The 21,787-nt window shown below is 65.6% G+C and carries 19 protein-coding genes; 7 read left to right on the top strand and 12 right to left on the bottom strand.

Going from position 1 to position 21,787, the window contains the following annotated elements:
- Window positions 1–37 precede the first annotated feature (37 nt).
- Together aspT (AB4Y43_RS06560) and aspT (AB4Y43_RS06555) are read right to left on the bottom strand one after the other, a co-directional pair.
- Window positions 38–1,723, bottom strand: coding sequence for an aspartate-alanine antiporter (gene aspT / locus AB4Y43_RS06560; protein ID WP_069267746.1), 1,686 nt, complete (start codon window positions 1,721–1,723; stop codon window positions 38–40).
- Window positions 1,724–1,821: 98 nt separating this feature from the next.
- Window positions 1,822–3,504, bottom strand: a complete 1,683-nt coding sequence (gene aspT, locus AB4Y43_RS06555) for an aspartate-alanine antiporter (RefSeq protein ID WP_368727276.1) — start codon at window positions 3,502–3,504, stop codon at window positions 1,822–1,824.
- A 588-nt stretch (window positions 3,505–4,092) separates the two neighbouring features.
- Here aspT (AB4Y43_RS06555) and AB4Y43_RS06550 point away from each other — a divergent pair.
- Window positions 4,093–5,055: a LysR family transcriptional regulator gene (locus tag AB4Y43_RS06550; protein WP_368727275.1), complete on the top strand. Its 963-nt coding sequence runs from the start codon at window positions 4,093–4,095 to the stop codon at window positions 5,053–5,055.
- A gap of 98 nt (window positions 5,056–5,153) precedes the next feature.
- Here AB4Y43_RS06550 and AB4Y43_RS06545 read toward each other — a convergent pair whose 3' ends face one another.
- Window positions 5,154–5,684 (bottom strand): hypothetical protein, encoded by a 531-nt coding sequence (locus tag AB4Y43_RS06545; protein ID WP_141710832.1) that lies wholly within the window; start codon window positions 5,682–5,684, stop codon window positions 5,154–5,156.
- A gap of 119 nt (window positions 5,685–5,803) precedes the next feature.
- On the opposite strand from AB4Y43_RS06545, the gene AB4Y43_RS06540 reads away from it, so the two are divergent.
- The gene (locus AB4Y43_RS06540) at window positions 5,804–6,616 is read left to right on the top strand and encodes a crotonase/enoyl-CoA hydratase family protein (protein ID WP_368727274.1); all 813 of its coding nucleotides are present in this window, start codon (window positions 5,804–5,806) and stop codon (window positions 6,614–6,616) included.
- Window positions 6,617–6,858: 242 nt separating this feature from the next.
- A complete protein-coding gene (locus tag AB4Y43_RS06535) occupies window positions 6,859–8,676 on the top strand; it encodes a winged helix-turn-helix domain-containing protein (protein ID WP_368727273.1) in 1,818 nt (605 codons plus the stop codon).
- 63 nt (window positions 8,677–8,739) lie between these two features.
- Here the strand turns inward: AB4Y43_RS06535 and AB4Y43_RS06530 are convergent, their stop codons facing one another.
- On the bottom strand, window positions 8,740–9,009 hold the full coding sequence (locus AB4Y43_RS06530; protein WP_342947725.1) for a hypothetical protein: 270 nt from the start codon (window positions 9,007–9,009) through the stop codon (window positions 8,740–8,742).
- A 350-nt stretch (window positions 9,010–9,359) separates the two neighbouring features.
- On the opposite strand from AB4Y43_RS06530, the gene AB4Y43_RS06525 reads away from it, so the two are divergent.
- Window positions 9,360–10,544, top strand: coding sequence for an MFS transporter (locus AB4Y43_RS06525; RefSeq protein ID WP_368727272.1), 1,185 nt, complete (start codon window positions 9,360–9,362; stop codon window positions 10,542–10,544).
- 112 nt (window positions 10,545–10,656) lie between these two features.
- On the top strand, window positions 10,657–11,814 hold the full coding sequence (locus AB4Y43_RS06520) for an MFS transporter (RefSeq protein ID WP_368727271.1): 1,158 nt from the start codon (window positions 10,657–10,659) through the stop codon (window positions 11,812–11,814).
- 75 nt (window positions 11,815–11,889) lie between these two features.
- Here AB4Y43_RS06520 and fahA read toward each other — a convergent pair whose 3' ends face one another.
- Both fahA and hmgA read right to left on the bottom strand, forming a co-directional pair.
- Window positions 11,890–13,203 (bottom strand): fumarylacetoacetase, encoded by a 1,314-nt coding sequence (gene fahA / locus AB4Y43_RS06515; RefSeq protein ID WP_368727270.1) that lies wholly within the window; start codon window positions 13,201–13,203, stop codon window positions 11,890–11,892.
- On the bottom strand, window positions 13,200–14,549 hold the full coding sequence (gene hmgA, locus AB4Y43_RS06510) for a homogentisate 1,2-dioxygenase (protein WP_368603952.1): 1,350 nt from the start codon (window positions 14,547–14,549) through the stop codon (window positions 13,200–13,202). The genes fahA and hmgA overlap by 4 nt, the downstream gene beginning before the upstream one ends.
- 244 nt (window positions 14,550–14,793) lie before the next feature.
- Here hmgA and AB4Y43_RS06505 point away from each other — a divergent pair, with 244 nt between their 5' ends.
- Window positions 14,794–15,621: an EAL domain-containing protein gene (locus AB4Y43_RS06505; protein WP_069267756.1), complete on the top strand. Its 828-nt coding sequence runs from the start codon at window positions 14,794–14,796 to the stop codon at window positions 15,619–15,621.
- 42 nt (window positions 15,622–15,663) lie between these two features.
- Here AB4Y43_RS06505 and murB read toward each other — a convergent pair whose 3' ends face one another.
- Window positions 15,664–16,719 carry a UDP-N-acetylmuramate dehydrogenase gene (gene murB, locus AB4Y43_RS06500; RefSeq protein WP_368616807.1) on the bottom strand — a complete coding sequence of 352 codons (1,056 nt, stop codon included), beginning with the start codon at window positions 16,717–16,719 and terminating at the stop codon, window positions 15,664–15,666.
- Between the two features lie 278 nt (window positions 16,720–16,997).
- Here murB and AB4Y43_RS06495 point away from each other — a divergent pair, with 278 nt between their 5' ends.
- Complete coding sequence (locus AB4Y43_RS06495) at window positions 16,998–17,483, top strand: YajQ family cyclic di-GMP-binding protein (protein ID WP_028209548.1); 486 nt, start codon at window positions 16,998–17,000, stop codon at window positions 17,481–17,483.
- Between the two features lie 84 nt (window positions 17,484–17,567).
- On the opposite strand, the gene AB4Y43_RS06490 is transcribed toward AB4Y43_RS06495, so the two are convergent.
- From AB4Y43_RS06490 to ybaK, 5 genes are all read right to left on the bottom strand, one after another.
- The gene (locus AB4Y43_RS06490; RefSeq protein ID WP_368616806.1) at window positions 17,568–18,056 is read right to left on the bottom strand and encodes an SRPBCC family protein; all 489 of its coding nucleotides are present in this window, start codon (window positions 18,054–18,056) and stop codon (window positions 17,568–17,570) included.
- The gene (locus AB4Y43_RS06485) at window positions 18,049–18,372 is read right to left on the bottom strand and encodes an ArsR/SmtB family transcription factor (RefSeq protein ID WP_368727269.1); all 324 of its coding nucleotides are present in this window, start codon (window positions 18,370–18,372) and stop codon (window positions 18,049–18,051) included. The genes AB4Y43_RS06490 and AB4Y43_RS06485 overlap by 8 nt, the downstream gene beginning before the upstream one ends.
- Before the next feature lie 87 nt (window positions 18,373–18,459).
- Complete coding sequence (locus AB4Y43_RS06480; RefSeq protein ID WP_368727268.1) at window positions 18,460–20,259, bottom strand: methyl-accepting chemotaxis protein; 1,800 nt, start codon at window positions 20,257–20,259, stop codon at window positions 18,460–18,462.
- 200 nt (window positions 20,260–20,459) lie between these two features.
- Window positions 20,460–21,080: a glycerol-3-phosphate 1-O-acyltransferase PlsY gene (gene plsY / locus AB4Y43_RS06475; RefSeq protein ID WP_368727267.1), complete on the bottom strand. Its 621-nt coding sequence runs from the start codon at window positions 21,078–21,080 to the stop codon at window positions 20,460–20,462.
- Window positions 21,081–21,280: 200 nt separating this feature from the next.
- Window positions 21,281–21,772, bottom strand: coding sequence for a Cys-tRNA(Pro) deacylase (gene ybaK / locus AB4Y43_RS06470; protein ID WP_342947716.1), 492 nt, complete (start codon window positions 21,770–21,772; stop codon window positions 21,281–21,283).
- Window positions 21,773–21,787: the final 15 nt, after the last annotated feature.

The raw sequence follows: 21,787 nt of genomic DNA, 5'->3' as shown, positions 1-21,787 counted from the left end.
GCGCTTTTTTCCTCGCGCAGCACACGTTGAATGCATGTCATGCAAGGCCGACCACGAGCGGCCCGAGCAGCGTGAGCAGCACGTTCGCGATCGCATAGGTAATGGCGAACGGCACGGTGGGGACCGCGCTTTCCGCCTTGTCGAGAATGCCGCCGAACGCCGGGTTCGCACTGCGCGCGCCGGACAGCGCGCCCGCGAGAATCGCCGCGTTGTTGTACTTGAGCACGTAGCGGCCAAACAGCATCGTGAGGAAGAGCGGTACCAGCGTCACCACCACGCCTAGCAGGAAGATCGTGATGCCGCTCTGCTTGACCGTCACAACCGCCTGCAGGCCCGAGTTCAGGCCGACCACCGCGACGAACGCCGCAAGCCCGAAGTCCTTGAGCAACTGCGAAGCCGCGGGCGGCATCACGCCGTACATGGGGTGCTTGCCGCGCATCCAGCCGAATACGAGACCCGCGAGCAGGCAGCCGCCACCCGAGCCGAGCGTGAGCGGAATGCCGGCCACGTTCACGACGATCAGGCCCACCAGCAGGCCGAGCACGAGGCCCACGCCCATGTAGATGAAGTCGGTCTTGTTGCTGTACGCGAGTTCGTAGCCGGCGGCCTGCACGGCGCGTTTCGTATCCGTTGCGGTGCCATAGATCGTCACCACGTCGCCGTGCTCGAGCTTCGTTTCGGGCAGGAGCGGCACGGGCTGGCCAACACGTTCGATCTTCTCGATGTACACACCATGTCGCAGATCGCGGTCCACGTTCTTGCGCACTTCGGCAATCGTCGTGTGGTTCATGCCCTTGCGCGTGAAGACGAGCTGGCGCGTTTGCATCACGAGGCTCATGCCACCCGAGTCCGGCACTTCCGGCCCGATCAGCGCGCCCACTTCGACCATCTGCTCGCGGCGGCCCACGACCAGCACGACATCGTCGCGGCTCAGCACGAAGTCGGGGGTGGCGTCGAGCACCTTGCCGGCGCGGCGAATCTTCTCGACCGCGACGAAATCGCTCTCGGCCAGCTCGATCTGCTTGACGGTCTTGCCCGCGGCTTTCTCGACACGGAACACGCGCCCGAACAACTCGGGCAGCGCCGTGATCTGGCCCGGCCCCGCGGCGGCGTTGCCGCCCGACATCTCGCGCTCGGCGTCCGCGGAGGCGTCCTTGAGGCTGCGGCCCATGAACTTCGGCAGGATGTTCACGCAGACGATGATCGCGCCGAGCGAGCCGAACACGTAGGTGACGGCGTAGCCGATCGCGACGTCGGCCTGCATGGCCTTCACCTGGTCGGGCGGCAAGCCCAGGCGCGCGATCGCGTCGCCGGCCGTGCCGATGATGGCCGACTGCGTCATGCCGCCCGCCGCGAGACCGGCGGCAAGGCCCTTGTTGAGGTGAAAGAGCTTCGCGCAAACCAGCACGGTGGCGAGACCCGCCACGGCCATGAACACGGCCATGGCGATTTCGCGCAGCGTCTTGCGGTTGAGCGAGTTGAAGAAGCCGGGGCCCGAGTCGTAGCCTACGGCGTAAATGAAGACGGCGAACATCACCGCCTTCACGCCGTTGTCGACGGTCACGCCCACCTGGCTCACGACGACGGCGGCGAGCAGCGAGCCGCCCACGCCGCCTAACTGGAACTTGCCGAAATTGATCTGACCGATCCAGTAGCCAACGGCCAGAGAAAGAAATAGCGCGATTTCCGGGGATTTGTGAAAGATGTCATGTAGCCATTCCATCGTGTCCTCGCTTTGAGAAAGAACCCCCTTGCTGCTGGGGATGGCCGGCAATGAAACACCGCCGGCCAGATCGAGCCGAAAACACCAGCCAGGATGCGTCAGCCAAACTTCGCCGCGAGCCCTACCACCACGGGGCCCATGAGCGGCAAGAGGATGTTCGAGAGCGCGTACGTGATCGTGTAGCCGATCACCGGAGTCGAGTTGCCGGCTACGCCGACGAGCGCACTGATCGCCGGCGTGCTGCACTGCTGGCCGGCAATGGCGCCGAGCAGCATCGGCGCTTCGAGCTTGAGGAACATGTGCCCGATCCACAGTGAGAGGAGCCCGGGAATGAGCACCATCAGAATGCCGGCGAGCGGCAGCGCGAGACCATACTCGCGCACGAGCTTGATGGCGTCGGGGCCGGCGGAAAGCCCGACGGCCGCGATGAAGGTGGCAAGACCAAAGTCCTTGAGCACCTGCGCGGCAGCAGAGGGCAGAGAGCCTACAAGGGGGTAACGCGAGCGCAGCCAGCCGAAGAACAGACCCGAGAGCAGGCATCCGCCGCCCGTGCCGAGCACCAGCGTGACGCCGCCCACGTTCACGCCGAAACGCCCGATCATCATGCCGACCAGCACGCCGAGGCCCAGATAGACGAAGTCGGTCTTCCGGGTCTGCTGGATCACGTAGCCAAGACGCTTCGCGCCGCGCGCGACGTCGCTGGGCGTGCCGACCAGCGTCAGCACGTCGCCGCGATGCACGACCATGCCGGACAAGGCGGGCACCGTGTTGTCGAGCCGCGTGATCGCGCCGACGTAGATGCCGCGGCCCGCTTCCGGCGCGGCGCGCTCGCGCATTTGCGCGAGCGTGAGTCCGCTGACGTCTCGCTGCGTGACCATCACGTCCACGCGTTTCGCGAGCAGCTTGAACAAGCCCTCGCCCGGCATCTCTTCGCCGAGACTGCCTGCTGCTTCGATCACGGCTTCGCGGCGCCCGGCGATCAGCACGATGTCACCCGGCTGCAGCACGGACTGCGCATTGGCGTCCAGTTGGCGTCCCTCGCGCAGCACGTACTCGATCGTGACGGTGTTGCCAAAGCGCGCCTCGAAGGCGGCGACTGCGGCGCCGGCTGCGGGGCCCACCTTGAACGCGCGACCTTCGAGCGGCGCGAGCGCGAGCCGCTGTCCTTCGTCGAGCGCGCCGTCGCCGCCGAGCTTGCGATACAGGCGCGCGGCCTCTTCCCGCAGGTTCACGCGCAGGATCAGCGGGGCAATCTGGCTGGTGAAGAGCACGATGGTGATGAGGCCAAAGAGGTAGCTCACGCTGTATGCGGTCACGATATGCGCCTGCAGCGTGCTCACCTGGGCGTCGGTCAGGCCGAGCCGCGTGATCGCTTCGGAAGCCGTGCCGATCACGGCCGATTCGGTCGCCGCGCCCGCGAGCAGGCCCGCCGCTGTGCCCGCATCGAGCTTCATCACGACGACCGCGATCATGACGAGCGCCATGACCGAGACGATCTCGACGATCGAGAGCAGTCCGTAGCGCCAGCCGCGCCCGACGTTCGCGAAGAACTGCGGACCGCCCGTGAAGCCGAGCGCGAAGATGAAGAGTGCGAAGGCGACGTTCTTGAGGTCCGGCGAGATGCGCGCGCCGGTTTGCCCGAGCACGAGCGCGACGATCAGCGTGCCACACACGCCTCCGAGGGAGATCGGACCGAAGCGGATCGAACCAATCAGATAACCGAGCGCGAGGCTCACGAACAGGGCAATCTCGGGTTGCGACTTCAGCAATTCGACGATCATGTCTGGTCTGCCGATTTACGTTTTAGTTAGCCCGAAAGCGTGCTCAAAAAACAAGCGGTAATGCACATTAAATAACATGCAGCGCTAATACCCGGTCGTTATTTTCCCTCACGCACAACAATTCATTCACACAGAAAAAGCGTCAACGCGCGCGTAATTCCGGCTCGTAAATGACGGGGAATTCACCGACCGCAATGACTCACAATTCGCCAGAGGCAAAGGGCGTCCCGCCTGGAATCTGGCGGTTCTGACAGACATCCGCTGCTTGCGTGAATTACGCAAACACGTTATCCGCAATGCACAATATTTAGATAGTGACAAAAACGCACAGCGCATTCCTCACTCAATACATGCCGACTGCGTATTGGATCTTTTACAAGTAAGAAATGCTGCCGCGTGTTGAGATAGATATTGTAATTCTCACGGACTGTCAATATTATTTTTGTTAGATTCCCGCGGTCGTCCATCGCAGTAGTTCATTCGAGGCACATTGACCAGAACAACGCGACACATCGCTTCGTTCCTCAACTTCACCAGCAGTTGCGGTGTCCCTCAACCGGTCCATGCATCGAGCATACGAGGCTACACATGAACCAGATACATGCCATGCGCGTCTTCGTCAGGGTGGCGGAAACCGGGAGCTTTCGTCGCGCCGCGCAGCAGCTCGACGTCTCCAACGCGCTCGTCACGCGCTCCGTCGCGATGCTCGAGGCGCACCTGAATACACGCCTCATCAATCGCACCACGCGCAATCTCGCGCTCACCGAGGCAGGCCAGCGCTACCTCGAAGGCTGTCGTTGCGTGCTAGAGGAACTCGATCATCTGGAGCGCTCACTGGCGCACACGGAAAGCGAGCCGAGCGGCACGCTGCGCGTGGTGGCCGCGGGCGCGCTCTCGCTTGCCACGCTCACGCCGCTCATCGACGGTTACCGGCGTCTGTATCCGCGCGTGAACGTGCGCCTCACGCTCGCCGAACGGCCCGTGGATCTCATGGAAGACGGCTTCGACGTGGGCATCGTCGGCGCCACGCCCGCACGCAACGGCGAGTGCGTGGAGCGCGCGCTCGGCACCACGACATTCGTCCCCTGCGCGGCGCCCGCATGGCTCGCCGAACACGGCGAGCCGCATACGCCCGAGGAGCTCGCGCAATGCGCGGCGGTCGCGCTGCCTCCCGAGGAGCGCAGCGCGACGTGGCAGTTCGCGAAGCCCGGCGAGCGTGCACAGCAGGTCACGCTGCAGCCCGGCTACGCCGTCAACAACATGCTGATGGTGCGGCTCGCCGCGCTGGCCGGCATGGGCGTGGCGGTCGTGCCCGCGCCGCTCGTCGCCGACGACTTCACCGCGGGCACGCTGCGGCGGCTACTGCCCGACTACGACATCGACGATCCCGACGCCCGCATGTCCATCGTCTATCCGAGCCGCCAGTATTTGCCCGCGAAGACGCGTCGCTTCGTCGACTACACGGTCGAGCATTTCGAGCTTGCGCGTCATGGATCGCCCATGGCGGCGAATTCCAATGGCGCACCGAGTCGGCCGCTGAGCGTGGCGTGAGCACACAGCGGGCGGGCGTAGTGTGCTCACCCGATGGTTTGAGAACATGCTGCTTGCAAATGCGCCGTTAGCGAACATGCCGTTCGCGCGACAATGCATCAGAGCCGGGGCGAACTGCCGTCGACCGGAACCAGCAGGCCCCCGTCGCCCGCGCCGCACAGTTCGCGCAGCAATGCCGCCTCGCGCTCGTGCACTTCCACGGGTAGCCACAATGCCCCCGCCCAGGAGAGGTAGCGCGCGCGATGCTGGCCGTTGCGAAACGCCACTACCCCCTCGTGCGCAAGTCCGAGCCATCCGGCCAGCCCCGCCACGCGGCGTTTGCTGATCGTCACGTAGGGCATCTGCGGCACGCGCTCGTTGTCCGGATCGAGAAACTCGCGTATGCCGCGAATCTTGCCGCTATGCCAGTCGTCGACGGGCTTGAGCACGTAGTCGGTGTCGTCGCGGTCGGCACAGAGGAGCAGCTTTTGCAGATCGACGATCACGACGACGTGGCGCGTGCCGTCGGTCGTGAAGACGCGCTTGAAGCGCACATGGTCATACGCGTCGTGGTCGGGCAACGGGACTGTCCAAAGAGGTCCACAAGCGGGATACGGCGAGGAATCCGAAACGGAGGTGATGCTGGACATGGACGTCGATTGCATGCGTGCTTTTGGTGGAAACGTAGTTCAGGAAATGAAACCGGCCTAAGCTACGGATGAGCCATTAAATTTTTATGACGAATGCGGGGCGCATCGAGGACTGACACATGACGATCGAAACCTTCGGCGAGCACGTGCGTATCGAAAGCCAGGAACATCTAGCAATTGTCGTGCTCGACCGCCCGGCGCAGCGCAACGCCATCGACAGACCCGTTGCGACTGCACTCGCTGCCGCCTTTGGACGCTTCGAAGAAAATCCCGCATGGCTCGCGGGTGTGCTGTACGGCGCGGGCGGCACGTTCTGCGCGGGCGCGGACCTCACCGCGCTCGCCGACCCCGAACGCCGCAATGAAATTCGCGCGGACGGCAGCGGCCCGGGCCCGCTCGGCCCCACGCGCATGTCGCTCAGCAAGCCCGTAATCGCGGCGATTTCAGGCTACGCCGTTGCGGGCGGGCTCGAACTCGCACTGCTGTGCGACCTGCGCGTGGTCGAAGAAGACGCCGTGCTCGGCGTGTTCTGCCGCCGTGTGGGCGTGCCGCTCATCGACGGCGGCACGGTGCGCCTGCCGCGCCTGATCGGGCTGTCGCGCGCACTCGATCTGATCCTCACGGGGCGCGCGGTCGATGCGCAGGAAGCCCTCGCGTTCGGCCTCGCCAATCGTGTGGTCGCCAAAGGCGGCGCGCGCCAGGCCGCCGAGCAACTGGCCGCGCAACTCGCAGCGCTGCCCCAGGCGGCGCTGCTCGCGGACCGCCGCTCGGCGCTCGAACACAGCATGCTGCCCGACACTGCCGAGGCGTTGCGCCGCGAAGGCGCGCTCGGCTATCGCGCGGTGCTCGACGAGGGGCTCGCACTCGCGGCGCGCTTCGCGGCCGGCGCGGGCCGTCACGGCGAACCGCTCGATCCGCTGAAACAGAAGTGAGCTAAACAAAATCGCACGCGAACGTCGCGACAGCCGATTGACGTGTCGATGGCCACAATGCGCAGTGCTTGACGCTTGAAGGCGCGCGCCCGACCCACTACATTGAAATTGATCCGCGCCGCTGCCCCCGCCCCTGCCGCCATGTGTAATGACGCTGAGGACTGCTGCGTCGTCTAACGGCAATCTTCAGACGAACCGCCCCGGCGCCCCCTTCCCTGATGCCGCATCACGGGAGAGATCTCATGCCGACGGATCGAATCATCCGCTTCGCGGACTTCGAACTCGACGTCGAGCGGTACCAGTTGCGCCGAGAAGGTATGGAGGTCAAGCTGGAGCGGTTGCCGATGGATCTTCTGATCCTGCTTGCCTCGCGCCGCGGCGAGTTGATCTCGCGCGCGGACATCGTCGACCGGCTGTGGGCCGGCAGCCCCTTTCGCGACACCGACAACGGCCTGAACACGGCGATCCGCAAGATCCGCATCGCGCTCGCCGACGACCCCGCCAAACCGCGCCACCTCATCACCGTGAAGGGCAAGGGCTACCGGTTCGACGGCATCCTGCCCGAGCCGTCCGAGGCTCACGGTGCGTCGGCTGCCGCGCGCGACCCGCTAGCGACGCGCGAGAGCGAGCACGCGCCGCCCGCCGTACGCATGCTGGTGCTGCCGTTCACCAACCACACCGGCGACGCGAGCCAGGACAGCCTGTGCAGCGCCCTCGCCGATGAGATCTCGGTTACGCTCGGCGCGCTCAACCCCGAGCGCCTCCTCACGATCGCGCGCACCACGGCGGCGCGTTACCGCGCGACACAAAAGAGCATCGGCGAGATCGCGCGCGAACTGAAGCTCGACTACGTGCTCGAAGGCTCGCTCACGCGCGCGGGGCAGCAAACCCGCATCCTCACGCGTCTGATCCGCTGCGCCGACGAAGCGCAGATCTGGAGCCGCGCGCACGAAAGCGCCACGCAAGGCGCACTCGACATCCTCAAGGAAGCGGTCGCGGCGCTCGCCGAGAACCTGGCGACCACGCTTTCCGAGCAGCAGCGCACGCGCCTCGAGCGGCGCCTGCCTGTCAATCCCGCCGCGCACGACGCGTATGTGCGCGGGCGTTTCTTCTGGTATCGACGCGTGCATTTCGAAGCGGGCTTTTGCGCGCATCACGGCATCGACGGCGAAGACTTCGTGCGCAGCCGAACCTACTTCGAGTCCGCGCTCGAGCACGACCCGAGTTACGCACTCGGCTATACAGGCCTTTCGAACTACTACGGATCGACGGTTGTGCATGGCTTCGTCGCGCCCGACGACGGCTGGCCGGTTGCGCGCTCGCTCGCCGAAAGCGCGCTCGAACTCGACCCGGATCTGCCCGAGGCGCATCACGCGCTCGCGGCCGTGCGCTACTTCTACGACTGGGACTGGGACCAGGCCGAGGCCGGCTTCAAGGATGCCCTGCGGCGCAACCCGAGTTACCCGGAGGCGCATCGGCTCTATGCGCGCATGCTGGTGGCGGCGGGACGCCGCGCCGAAGGCGACGCCGCGATGGAGCGCGCCGAGCGCATCGATCCGCTGGCGTTCCAGGGCTCGCGCGCGTTCGGCATGGTGATGTCGGGCAGGCATGCGGAAGTCGTGAGTGAATATCTCGCGCCGGGGCACATGGACCATCCGCCGCTCGTCTATCAGTTGCTCGCTACGGCGTTCGAAGTGAAAAAGCTGTATGCGCAGGCCGTGGACGCCACCGTGGAGGCGCTCGAACGCTGCAACCAGCAGGCGCGTGCGACCACCATTCGCGCCCGCTGGGAAACGGGCGGCTATGACGCGGTGCTGCGCTGGTATCTGGAAGATCTGCTCGCGCGGCGGCGGGCGCGATACACCTCGCCGCTGCTCATCGCCGAGGCCCACGCGCGGCTCGCGCAGCCCGACGAAATGTTCCGCTGGCTCGAAACGGCGCTGGCCGAGCGCAGTTCGCGGCTATGCGAGTTGCGCACGAATCCATGGTTCGCGCCCTGGCGCCCGACGGGGCGCATGCGGCTCATCGAAAAACATATTGGCGGCGGCCCGACACGCTGAGCGTGGCGCAGATTGCGAGAGCGCGTCGGGTCGCCGTCCTGATGCCTGGGTCTCCCTGTCGACTCAGTTCCCGTGATAGAGCCCTTCGTTCAGCGCCTTCTGCTGGCCCGATTGCTCGGAGCGCACCAGGTCCTGATAGACCTGCGCGTGCGTGAGCGCCATCGGCGCGCCCGATGCGCTTGTCGACATCGGTGAGCCGCCCACGTCCTGCGCAGCCGGCGGTGTGCTGGCCTGTTGTGACGGGTCGTCGCTCTGCGATTGCGCCAGCGCGCTACCTGCGAATAAGGCGGCCGCTGCGGCCACCGCGATGCGTACTGTGGTCATCGTGTTCATGACATCGCTCCAGGAAGGTTACGCATATTCGGTTCCGTCATGCGCGGGACGGACGACGCGAGGGCGGCGACCGCCGGCGGGCGGGCCGGTGGGCGGACTGTTTCGCTCGTTGGATCGTGTGGGTATCGTGCTGCCCGCGAGCGCGTTGCGCCATGCACGTAACCTGTAGAAATCGTCAAGAAATATGAAGGAACGGTGAACGGAGTCCGGCAAGAAAAGCTGTTGTTTTCCCAACAGCTTTGAAAAGCGTGCCGTATGCGTTGTGTGGGGTTTCAGTACAATTCCGCGTTGACTTAAATAAAACGGCTTCGCGCTCAATGCCCGTCGCCGTCCTGCGCCGACCCCACGCCATGCCCCTGCCACTTCTCGCCCTTGCCGTTGCCGCTTTTGGTATCGGTACCACCGAATTCGTCATCATGGGTCTGCTGCCCGACGTCGCGCGCGACCTGAGCGTCTCGATCCCGGCGGCGGGCATGCTCGTCTCGGCCTATGCGCTCGGCGTGATGATCGGCGCGCCCATCGTCGCCATCGCGATTGCCAATGTGCCGCGCAAGCAGGCGCTCATGCGCCTGATCGGCATCTTCATCGTCGGCAACCTGTTGTGTGCGCTCGCCCCGAACTACTCGATCCTGATGGCCGCGCGCATCGTCACGGCGTTCTGCCACGGCGCGTTCTTCGGCATTGGCTCGGTGGTCGCGGCAGGGCTCGTCGCGCCGAACCGCCGTGCGCAGGCCATCGCGCTGATGTTCACGGGCCTGACGCTCGCTAACGTGCTGGGCGTGCCGCTCGGCACAGCGCTCGGCCAGATCGCCGGCTGGCGCACGACGTTCTGGGCCGTGACGGCCATCGGCATCCTCGCGGCGGCGGCGTTGCAGGTGTGCCTGCCCGCGAAGATCGAAATGCAGAAGGCGAGCCTCGTGCATGAGTTCGGCGTGCTGAAGAACCCGCAGGTGCTCATGGTGCTCGGCATGAGCGTGCTGGCCTCGGCCAGCCTCTTCGCGGTGTTCACCTACATCACGCCGATTCTCGAAGACGTGACCGGCTTCTCGCCGCATGAAGTCACGTTCGTGCTGCTGCTGTTCGGCCTGGGGCTCACGGTAGGCAGCACGCTGGGCGGCAAGCTCGCCGACTGGAAGCTCATGCGCTCGCTGCTCACGTTTCTCGCCATGATCGCCGTGGTGCTCGCCGCGTTCTCGCTGACCATGCACGACCCGATCGCGGCCATGGCGACGATCTTCGTGTGGGGCATCCTTGCGTTCGCGATCGTGCCGCCGCTGCAGATACTGATTGTCAACCGCGCGAGCGATGCGCCCAACCTCGCCTCCACGCTCAACCAGGGCGCATTCAATCTCGGCAATGCAGGCGGCGCCTGGATTGGGGGCGTCGCGATCAGCGCAGGCGCGCCGCTCACGGCGCTGCCGTGGGTGGGCGTGGTCACGGCTTTCGCAGCGCTCGCGCTCACACTGGTTTCGGCGCAGATCGACCGGCGCGCGCGCCGCCGTGTGGAGATTTCGGGGCCGACTTCCTGCGCCTGATGCTTTGCTCGATGCGGGCACAGGCGGGCGCGTGTTGCATTGAGGCGCGCGCGCTCAACCTGAGGCACGCCTGCGCCGCGATTTTCATGCGCACGTAGTAGCATCTCGCCCGATGAAAACCGTCCTCACCCGCGACTTTCTCGCGCTGATCCTGAGCGTGGCCGTGGTCGGTCTCGGCTCCGGCGCGACGCTTCCGCTCACCGCCCTCGCCCTCACCGACGCCGGCTACGGCACCGCCATCGTCGGCCTGCTCACTGCCGCCCAGGCGCTGGGAGGCCTTGCCGTCGTGCCGTTCACGGCATGGATCTCCACACGCTTCGGCTCGCGCCAGGTGATCGTCGGCTCGGTGCTCACCGTGGCCGTCGCGACCGCATTGATGCAGACAAGCGCCAATCTGTGGCTCTGGGCGCTCCTGCGCATGCTCTGCGGCGCGGCGCTCATGTTGCTCTTCACGATCGGCGAAGCCTGGGTCAACGAACTCGCCGACGACTCGAACCGCGGCCGCGTGGTGGGCATCTACGCGACCACGTTCACGCTGTTCCAGATGTCGGGCCCGGTGCTAGTGAGCCAGATCGCGGGCTATACCGCGTGGCGCTTCGCGATCTGCGGCGCAATCTTTCTCATCGCGCTGCCAATGCTCGCAGCGATCCGTTCGAATCCGCAGCAAACCGACATGCACGAGCCGCACGGGAGCTGGCGTCACGTAATGCCGAAGATGCCAGCGCTCATCATCGCCACCGGGTTTTTCGCGCTATTCGACACGCTCGCGCTGTCGCTGTTGCCGCTCTTCGCGATGGGTCACGGCATCGACACCGAAGTGGCCGTGCTGTTCGCCTCAGTCGTGCTGCTCGGCGACACGACCATGCAATTCCCCATCGGCTGGCTCGCCGACCGGCTCGGCCGCGAGCGCGTGCATGCGCTCATGGGCGTGATCGTCGCGGTGCTGCTGCCGCTGTTGCCTTTCGTCGTCGATACGCCCTGGCTGCGCTGGCCGCTCCTCTTCGTGCTGGGCGCGGCGGCAGGCTCCATTTATACGCTCGCTATCGTGGCGTGCGGCGAGCGTTTCGCGGGCGTCGCGCTCGTTTCCGCGAGTGCGCTCGTGAGCGCGGCGTGGAGCGCGGCGAGCTTCGCCGGCCCGGTCGTCACCGGCGCGCTGATGGAGCACGCGGGCCAAGACGCGATGCTGTGGGTGCTGTTCGCGGGCGCATTGGTGTTTCTCGGCGCGCTGCGCTGGGAGCGGACGCGAGGTTTGGCGCAAGCGCGCGCATAACGCGAGTACGCACGAAAAACCGCCGATGCGCCTTCAAAGCGCATCGGCCGTTTTGCTTGCTGAGTTCAGGCGTGGTTACTTCAGCGCCGGGAGGATCTTGCCGACGCAGGCACCCAACCCCACGCGATAGCCATCGCCCTGGCACCAGCCAGCGAGCGTGAGTTCGTCGCCGTCTTCGATGAAGCCGCGCGTGCCGCCGCTCTTCAGTTCGAGCGGATTCTTCGCGTTCCAGGTGAGTTCGAGCAGGCTGCCGAACGAGTCCGGCGTCGGGCCCGAGATCGTGCCCGAACCCATCAGGTCGCCCACGCGCGTGTTGCACCCCGCCACGGTGTGATGCGCGAGCTGCTGCGCCATCGACCAGTACATGTGGCGGAAATTCGTGCGCGCGATGGTCGTCGCCTCGGCCGCGCCTTCGGGCTGCATCCGCACTTCGAGCGCAATGTCGAACGCGTGGTCGCCCTCGTGACGCAGGTATTCGAGCGGCTGCGGTTCCTGCACCGGCTGCGCGACGCGGAACGGCTCCAGCGCGTCGAGCGTGACGACCCACGGCGAAATCGTCGTGGCAAATCCTTTCGAATTGAACGGCCCGAGCGGCACGTATTCCCATTGCTGGATGTCGCGCGCGCTCCAGTCGTTGAGCAGCACCATGCCGAAGATGTGGTCCTCGGCGTCTTCGCACGCGATCGGCTCGCCGAGCGCATTGCCGCGCCCGACGATGAAGCCCGTTTCCAGCTCGATATCGAGCTTGCGGCATGCGCCGAACACCGGACGATCCTGATCGGGCTGCTTCAACTGGCCCCTCGGGCGGCGCACCGGCGTGCCGCTCACCACCACCGACGACGCGCGGCCGTTGTAGCCGATCGGCATCTCGGACCAGTTCGGCAGCAGCGCATTCTTCGGATCACGAAACATCGAGCCGACGTTCGTCGCGTGCTCCTTCGACGAGTAGAAGTCGGTGTAGCCCGGAATCTGCACCGGCAGATGCAGTTTCGCGTCGGCGAGCTTCACGAAGGCGCGCTGGCGCAACGCCGCGTCGTCGCGCAGCGTGGCCGTTTCGCGCGCGAGCAGCGAAGAAAGCTGCACGCGCACGCTGCGCCACGTCTCGCGGCCAAGCGCGATGAAGTCGTTCAGCGCGGCACGCGCAAAGACGTCTTGCTGCGCATTCGCGGGCAGACGCAGCAGCCCGGCTTCGTGCAGCACCGCGAGGTCGGCCACGAGGTCGCCGATCGCGACGCCCACGCGCGCCGTTGCGTTGCCGGTATCGCTGAACACGCCGAACGGCAGGTTCTGGATCGGGAAATCGCACTGGGCGTCGTTCGCGCTCTCGACCCAGCTCTTGCGCTTCGCGTCGAGCGTCGCCTTGAGTTCGTCCGTCATGGTGCTGTTCATTGCTGCTCCGGATTGAAGTGTTTCGTGAGGCCTTGCCAGCACTCGTAGTAATGCGCCTGCAGCTGGCTCGTTTCGAGCGCGTAGCGCGTCGGACGGATCAGCGTGCGGGTCTCGAACATGAAGGCCATCGTGTCGCCGACCTTGTGCGGTTTGGTCGTGTCGGAGTTCGAGGCTTTTTCGAAGGTCTCGGCATCCGGGCCATGGCCCGACATGCAGTTGTGCAGGCTCGCACCGCCCGGCACGAAGCCTTCGGCCTTGGCGTCATACACGCCGTGCACGAGGCCCATGAACTCGCTCGCCACGTTGCGGTGATACCAGGGCGGTCGGAACGTGTTCTCGGCCGCGAGCCAGCGCGGCGGGAAGATCACGAAGTCGATCGAGTCGACCCCCGGCGTGTCCGTGGGCGCGTGCAGCACGAGGAAGATCGAGGGATCGGGGTGGTCGTAGCTGATCGAGCCGATGGTGTTGAAGCGGCGCAGGTCGTACTTGTAGGGCGCGTAGTTGCCGTGCCATGCCACCACGTCGAGCGGCGAATGGCCGATGTCGGCGCGCCAGAGCTGACCGCCCAGCTTCGTGACGAGTTCGAACTCGCCTTCGCGGTCTTCATAGGCGGCGACGGGCGTGAGGAAGTCGCGCGGATTCGCGAGGCCATTCGAGCCGATCACGCCGAGATCGGGCAGACGCAGGAGCGCGCCGAAGTTCTCGCAGATATAGCCGCGTGCTTCGCCGTCAGGCAAATCCACCGTGAAGCGCACGCCGCGCGGGATCACGACGATCTCGAAGGGCTCGACATCGAGCCGGCCCATCTCCGTGCGGATGGCAAGCCGCCCTTGCTGCGGGACGATCAGCAGCTCGCCGTCGGTGTTGTAGAAGAAGCGGTCGACCATCGGCCGGTTCGCCGCGTACAGGTGGATCGCGCAGCCGCTCATCGAGGCCGCGGAGCCGTTGCCCGACATCGTCACCCAGCCGTCGATGAAATCGGTCGGCTCCGTGGGCATGGGCAGCGCGTCCCAGCGCAGCTGGTTGGGCGGCGTGGGCGGCACGTCGCCGAAATCGGCGACGAGTCGCGGCGCGCCATTCACATCGAGGCGCGAGGCGACCGGCGCAAACGGCCGATGCACGGCGCCCGGACGGATCCGGTAGAACCACGTGCGGCGGTTGTGCGAGCGCGGCGCGGTGAATGCGGTGCCCGAGAGCTGCTCGGCGTACAGGCCATAGGCGCAGCGCTGCGGCGAGTTCTGGCCTTCGGGCAGCGCGCCCGCCAGCGCCTCGGTCGCGAATTCGTTGGCGAAGCCGCTCATATAGCCGTGCTGGACTTCGGTTGGGTCACGCAAAGGTGCGTTCATTGCTTGGTCTCTCCACGTTCTCGAGCGTGACATGACGTCATGCGATTTACGAATGGTAAAAGCAATTACGATTAGTGAAATTAGGCGTATACCCTGACGGACAGTCGGTGGCCTCCAGAATGTGGGCGAATGGTCGATAACGTTATGACCAAACAGTCCATCCGGGGCGGCTGCGGGCTGCTACCATCGGGTCATGCGACCCCGTGTGGGGCTCGCACTTCTCATCCGCTTCCCGCTACATCACATGATTGCTCCCACCATTCCCGAGCTCGTTGCCCGCGCCGCCGACCATCCGTTTCTCGGCGAGCATCTGGCGATGGGCACTGGCGCGCACGCTAAAGAGGCCGTGGCGCGGCGGCGCGGCGTGGAGCTATTGAGCGCCTACGAGCCGATTTACGACATCAGCGTGCACAGCGGGGCGCAATCGCTCACCGCCGATCTCGCGATGGCCTCGCGCTTTGGCGACGAACTCGGCTATCAGGCGGTCACGCTGCGCGAACAGGACGGCCAGCTCGCGCCCTGCGACGCATTCAGCGACACGCTCGACGATCCTGACCTCGTCGCGGTCGACCGCATGGTGCGCGCGCTGCACGCCATCAATTTTCTGGGTGGCCAGCAGCACGGGCTGCTCTTCCTGCGCGTGCACGAGCGCCTCCTGAAGAGCGTGAAGTACGACCATGGAAGGCATTTCTCGAACGTGCTGGTGTCGTTCGGGCTGAACCCCGGACGCATCGTGATCGAACTGCCGCCGGCGGCGGTCGCGCACCGCACGTTCCTCGGCTATCTCACGAAGAGCTATCAGCGGTACGGGTTCAAGGTGGCGGGCAATCTGCCCAATGCCGGGCAGATTCTTTCGGTGTCGGACGTGCCTCGGCCCGACTTCGTGAAGATGGATGCGGCGTCCGCGCTGCGCGATTCGATGGTCAAGCCGCTCGTGAGCTATGCGGCGCGGCTGCGCATTCCGCTGATTTTCAACCGCGTGACCGATGCGGCGCAGTTCGAGCAGTTGCAGCAGTACGACGTACGCTTCGTGCAGGGGCCGGTGTTCGCGGCCCAGGACAAGGTGATTTGACGATGTGAGGCAAGCAAGGCGCCGGGCGGAGCCTGTGCGGCCTTAGAGGCTGACGGGTTCCTGCTCCAACTCCACGCCGAAGCGCGCGAGCACGTCGCGCTGGATCGCCTCTGCGAGTTCGAGAATGTCCGCGCCGGTCGCACCGCCGCGATTGACGAGCACGAGCGCCTGACGCTCGTGCACCGCCGCGGCCCGCAGCGCACGGCCCTTCCAGCCGCACCGGTCGATCATCCAGCCCGCCGCGAGCTTCACGCGCCCGTCGGCCTGGTGGTACGAAACGATCTGCGGCTCGCGCACGACGAGCGTATCGAACTGCTGCGCTTCGATCACGGGGTTCTTGAAGAAACTACCCGCATTGCCGAGTTCGAGCGGGTCAGGCAGCTTCGCGCGCCGCACCGCGACCACAGCGTTGAATACGGCACGCGCATGCGGCGCCTCGCCGGCGTTGTGCTGGGCCAGCTCGCGCGCGAGATCGGCATAGCCCGCGTTGGCCTGCCACACCTTCGGCAGGCGGAACGTGACCGAGGTGATGACGAAACGATCGCGCCCTTCGCGCTTGAAGAAGCTGTCGCGATAGCCAAAGCGGCAGGCGCCCGCGTCGAACTCCACGGCTTTGCCGGTCGCCATTTCGATGGCCCGCACCGACACGCAGCGCTCGGCCATCTCGAGCCCGTAGGCGCCGATGTTCTGAATGGGCGCCGCGCCCACCGTGCCCGGAATCAGCGCCAGATTCTCGAGGCCCGGCATGCCCGCTTCGAGCGTCCAGGACACAAAATCGTGCCAGTTCTCGCCCGCAGCCGCTTCCACGTACCAGGCGTGGCCGTCTTCGTAGGCCACGCGCTTGCCGGTCAGCGCCATGAGCAGCACGAGACCGTCGAAGTCCCGCGTGAGCACGACGTTGCTGCCACCACCCAGCACGAGCATACGCAAGCCCTGGGCGCGGGGGTCGCGCACCGCGGCCGCAAGGTCGGCCTCGCTTTCGACGCGGCACGCGTAGCGCGCACGCACGTCGAAGCCAAATGTGTTGTGCGCGCGCAGCGCAAAGCCGGCGGCAAACCACACAGGTGACGTTGTAACGGGCGTTTGGACGACGGGCATCGAGAAAGAACGGAACACGGACAGCAGACTAAAAATGGCCCGAAAGGCCGCCGGGAGGCACCTGCGCACTGCTGACTCGCCTCCGGGCGGCGGCAAGCCGCCTTGGGCAAACGCAACGGCGCCGGTAGAATGGCGTCGGTCCGTGATTATAGCGAGTGCGCGAACCGCTGCCTGAAAATGCGTCTGTGGGCTGCGGAATACAGCTGCGACCCGCGGGCATTTGGCTTGCATGGTTTTTGCACCGCCGTTTGCGCACCTCGTACTTTTTGGAGAAAGCAATGCCATCGTTTGACGTCGTCAGCGAAGCCAACATGATCGAAGTAAAGAACGCCGTGGAGCAATCCAACAAGGAGATCTCCACACGCTTCGACTTCAAGGGCTCGGATTCGCGCGTCGAGCAAAAGGAGCGCGAACTGACCGCGTTCGCCGACGACGACTTCAAGCTCGGCCAGGTGAAGGACGTGCTCGTGTCGAAAATGGCCAAGCGCAATGTGGACGTACGCTTCCTCGACTACGGCAAGATCGAGAAGATCGGCGGCGACAAGGTCAAGCAGGTCATTACCGTCAAGAAGGGTGTGTCGGGCGACCTCGCAAAGAAGATCGTGAGGCTCGTGAAGGACAGCAAGATCAAGGTCCAGGCGAGCATCCAGGGCGACGCGGTGCGCGTGACGGGCGCCAAGCGCGACGACCTGCAAAGCGTGATCGCCATGCTGCGCAAGGACGTGACCGACACGCCGCTCGACTTCAACAACTTCCGCGACTAAGGCGGCAAGTCCAGCGTATTGCGGGGCGGCTCGGGCCGCCCCGTTTCGTTTCACACGTCGGCGCGCGCGCTCGCTTTCTCGCGCTCAGTCCGCCGTCACCACGAGCGGCATGAGCACCTCGCCGGTTTCCAGCAGTGTCTTGAGATTCGAGAGGATGCGCGGCCAGCCGCCCGACACCTTCTCGATGAAGACCGATCCCGGCCGCGCCATGTGGTGCGTAATCGTGAGCTTGACCGCGTGCTCCACGGGTTCGATGTCGATCGTGCAAAGTGAATCGCCCTCGGCATGGAGTTCGGCCAGGAACATGTTGCGCCAGCGCAGCACGAGCCGGCGCGGGGGATCGGCTTCGACCACCGCGCCCGAATCGGCAATGCGGCCGTCGGCGAAGCGCAGCGACCAGGGCGAGCCCGTTTGCCAGTCGCATTCGTGATGCATGCCGAACCAGTAGCGCTCGGTGAACTCGCGGCTCGTGAGCGCCGTCCACAACGCTTCCGGCGTGGTGCGGATGAACGTGACGTAGACGAACGTCGAGTCGCCGGCTGCACTGCCTTGCGTGTGCTTGTCGCTACTCATGGCTATCTCCTTCGAGTGATCGCTTGAGGTCGACGAGCGCACCCACGCGCTCGTGCTCGAACTTGCCAATCCAGCGTGCGACAATCTCGCCGATGGGGACCGGATTGATGAAATGCCGCTTCTCGCGCCCATGCCGCTGCGTCGCGACGAGGTTCGCCTCTTCCAGCACCGTGAGATGCTTCGTAACCGCCTGACGCGAGATGGCCAGCCCTTCGCATAAATCGGTCAGCGTCTGGCCGTTTTTTGCATGGAGGCGGTCAAGCAGTTGACGGCGGCTCGCGTCCGCCAGCGCGCGGAATACGGCGTCGTCGTTCATGCATTGATTATGCAACCACATGGTTGCATGTCAAGGTGAGAAAACGGCGCCGCAGCGCCGTCTTCCCGTTTCAACCGTACCTTCGCCTCAATCGAGCCTGAACTGGCCAACCGCATCCGCGAGATTGGCAGCCTGGCCACGCAGCGCCGCCGCGGCAGCCGTCGACTGCTCGACGAGCGCCGCATTCTGCTGAACCATCTCGTCGAGCTGGCTGACCGCCCGGTTCACCTCCTGGATGCCGCGCGTCTGCTCACCGGCGGCATTGGTGACCTCGGCGATGATGGTCGTCACGTTCGCGACATTCGACACGATCTCATCCATCGTCGAGCCGGCGCGGCGCACGAGCTGCGAGCCCGAAGTCACGCTGGAAACGGTCGATTCGATCAGCGCCTTGATTTCGCGCGCGGCCTGCGCGCTGCGCTGGGCCAGGCTGCGCACCTCGCCCGCCACCACTGCGAAGCCGCGGCCCTGCTCCCCGGCGCGCGCCGCTTCCACGGCGGCGTTCAACGCCAGAATGTTGGTCTGGAACGCGATGCCGTCGATCACGCCGATGATGTCCGCGATCTTGACCGACGCCTTCTCGATATCGCCCATCGTGTGCACCACGTCGCCAATCACCGAGCCGCCGCGCGAGGCTGCCTGCGAAGCCGTGGCCGCCGTCACGTCCGCCTGCTGCGCCGCGTTCGCCGATTGCGCGACCGTCGCCGTGATCTCCTCCATCGAAGCTGCCGTCTCTTCGAGGCTCGCTGCAGCCGATTCGGTGCGGCCCGACAGGTCGACGTTGCCCGCCGCGATCTCGTCGCTCGCGGTACGCACCGACTCGCTCGCGTCGCGGATGTGGCGCATCACGTCGCGCAGCTTGTCCATGAACGCGTTGAACGAGCGCGCGATCTGCGCGACTTCGTCGTTGCCCACGGCGGGCAGGCGCTTCGTCAGATCACCCTCGCCGATGCTGATCGCGTCCATTGCGTCGCGCACGCGCGAGAGGCGCTGGAACGATACGGCGGTCGCGGCTGCCACGATCGCCGCAGCCGCCACCGCGATCACCACGAGCGCGATGAGCGACGCCGTGAGCAGCGAGCGCATGGCCGCCGTCGCATCGGCGCGGTCGAAAGCGACGACCACGCGCCAGTCGGTACCCGGAATCGTTTGCGCACGCATGAGCTTGATGTCGCCCTTCACGTCCACCTTCAACGGCTCGCTCGCCGCGAACAGCGTGTTCAGGCGATCGCCGGCGAGCTCGGGCGCGAGGTCCGCGACGGGTTTGAGCGTGAGCTGTGCGTCGGGGTGCGCAACGATCGCGCCGCTCGCGTCGACGAGCATGCCGAAGCTCGCCGGCGTCGGATGAATCGAGCGGACGTTGGCAATCACGTCGTCCATCGCCACGTCGCCGGAGATGACGCCCTTCACGGCGCCGTCGCGAATCACCGGCTCCGCGAACGCCACCACGAGCTTGCCCGTGCCCACGTCCACATAGGGCGGCGTGACGACCGCCTTGCCCGCCGCAACGGCCTGCTTGTACCAGGGGCGCCCGGTCGGGTCGTAGTCGGCCGGGATGCCGGTGGCGTCGGAGAACTTCGCCGTGCGGTCGGCATAGCCCACGTAGACGTTCGTGAAACCGCCCGCTGCCGCGATCTGCTTGAGCGCCGGCACAGGATCCGGCGCGAGCACGGCGTCCTGGAGCGAGTCGATCATCCGCACGTGCGTCGCGACCCAGTCGGCAATACCCTGCGTGTGGCTTTCTTCGAGCGCCGTGAGCGTGCTGTCGATCGAATCCTTGTTGTGCGAGTTGGCGACGAAATAATTGAGCGCCGTATTCGCGGCAAGCGCGCCCACGACAATGACGACGCATAGCGCGACGATGCGCGCGCGGATGGTGGAAAACATGGGGGATTGCCGTGTGGGATAGAAGGAGGGAAGCCGCAAAAGCCTGATCTGGGACTATCAGGGATTACGGCACGCCACACGGCGTTCTTGAGGGCGCACCGTAGCAGACGCGCCATTAATCGCCCACTTACCGGAAGATGGCAGACGATAAGCGAAATTGTCAGACTATTCGATTGCAGTGGCGAAGCCCTTTTTGCGATCTACTTGCCGGCGCCGGCCGCCTTCTTCTCGCCGATGCGGCTTTCCTTGCCCGCGATGAGCTTGGAGATGTTCGCGCGATGCCGCCAGAACAGCAGCACGCTCATGGCGAGGATGGCGAGCGCGACGATGCGCGGGCCGAACATGAACACGTAGTAGAGCGGCGCGAACACGGCAGCCGCCAGCGCCGCGAGCGACGAGTAGCGCGTGAAGAACGCGACGATGAGCCACGTGGCGAGCGTGGCGGCACCGAGAATCGGATTCACGGCGAGCAGGACGCCGGCCGCGGTGGCGACGCCCTTGCCGCCCTTGAAGCGGAAGAACACCGGATACAGGTGGCCGAGGAACACGGCGATCGCGGCGAGCGCGACGGCGGCGTCGCCCAGACCGTAACGCGGGCCGAAGTGCGCGACGAGCCAGACGGCCAGCCAGCCCTTGAACGCATCGCCGATCAGCGTGAGGATCGCGGCCTTCTTGTTGCCGCTGCGCAGCACGTTGGTCGCGCCGGGATTGCCGGAACCGTAGGAGCGCGGATCGTCGAGGCCCATGAAGGCGCTCACGATCACGGCGAACGAAACCGAGCCGATCAGATAGGCGAGAACGGCGACGAACAGGTTGTACATGCACGAAACCCGGAGGAAGTGGAACGATGCGCGCCGGGAGCAAGCGATGGTCATCGCCGCCCGGCAACGCGCGACGGCGCTCATTCTACCGAAGCGCGGGCGCGCCCTGCCCGCGCAGGCGGCATAAGCACGCACGAACCAGGGTAAATCAGGGAAGCAACGGGAACCGGCGGAAGCGTCCAGTCACCGTTCGCCGTGCGCTATTCGACGCTTGCGCACTGCACCGGCTTCGCGTTCAGGAGCGTCGTGAGCACCGCCGGGGCAAGGCTCACGAGATAGCCGCGACGGCCCCCATTGAGCCAGATCTCGTCGAGTTCGAGTATGGTCGACTCGACATACACAGGCATGGCTTTCTTGGTGCCGAAGGGCGATGTGCCGCCCACCAGGTACCCCGAATGACGGTTCGCGACGTCGGGCTTGCAGGGCTCGATACGCTTCGCGCCGATCTGCCGCGCGAGATTCTTCGTCGACACCTTGCGGTCGCCATGCATCAGGACGATGAGCGGCTTCGCGTGCTCGTCCTCCATCACCAGCGTCTTGACGACGCGATGCTCGTCCACGCCGAGCTGGCGCGCGGACTCTTCCGTGCCGCCATGCTCGACATACTCGTAGGGATGCTCGCCGAACGCGACGCCCGCGCGGCGCAGCATTTGTGTGGCGGGCGTTTCGGACACGTGTTTCGTTTTGCTCATCGGCGCATTGTAATC

It is taken from the genome of Paraburkholderia sp. BR10872 (assembly GCF_040965835.1).
GTDB classification, from domain to species: Bacteria; Pseudomonadota; Gammaproteobacteria; order Burkholderiales; family Burkholderiaceae; genus Paraburkholderia; species Paraburkholderia nodosa_A.
This window is presented reverse-complemented; position numbering and strand designations above follow the sequence as displayed.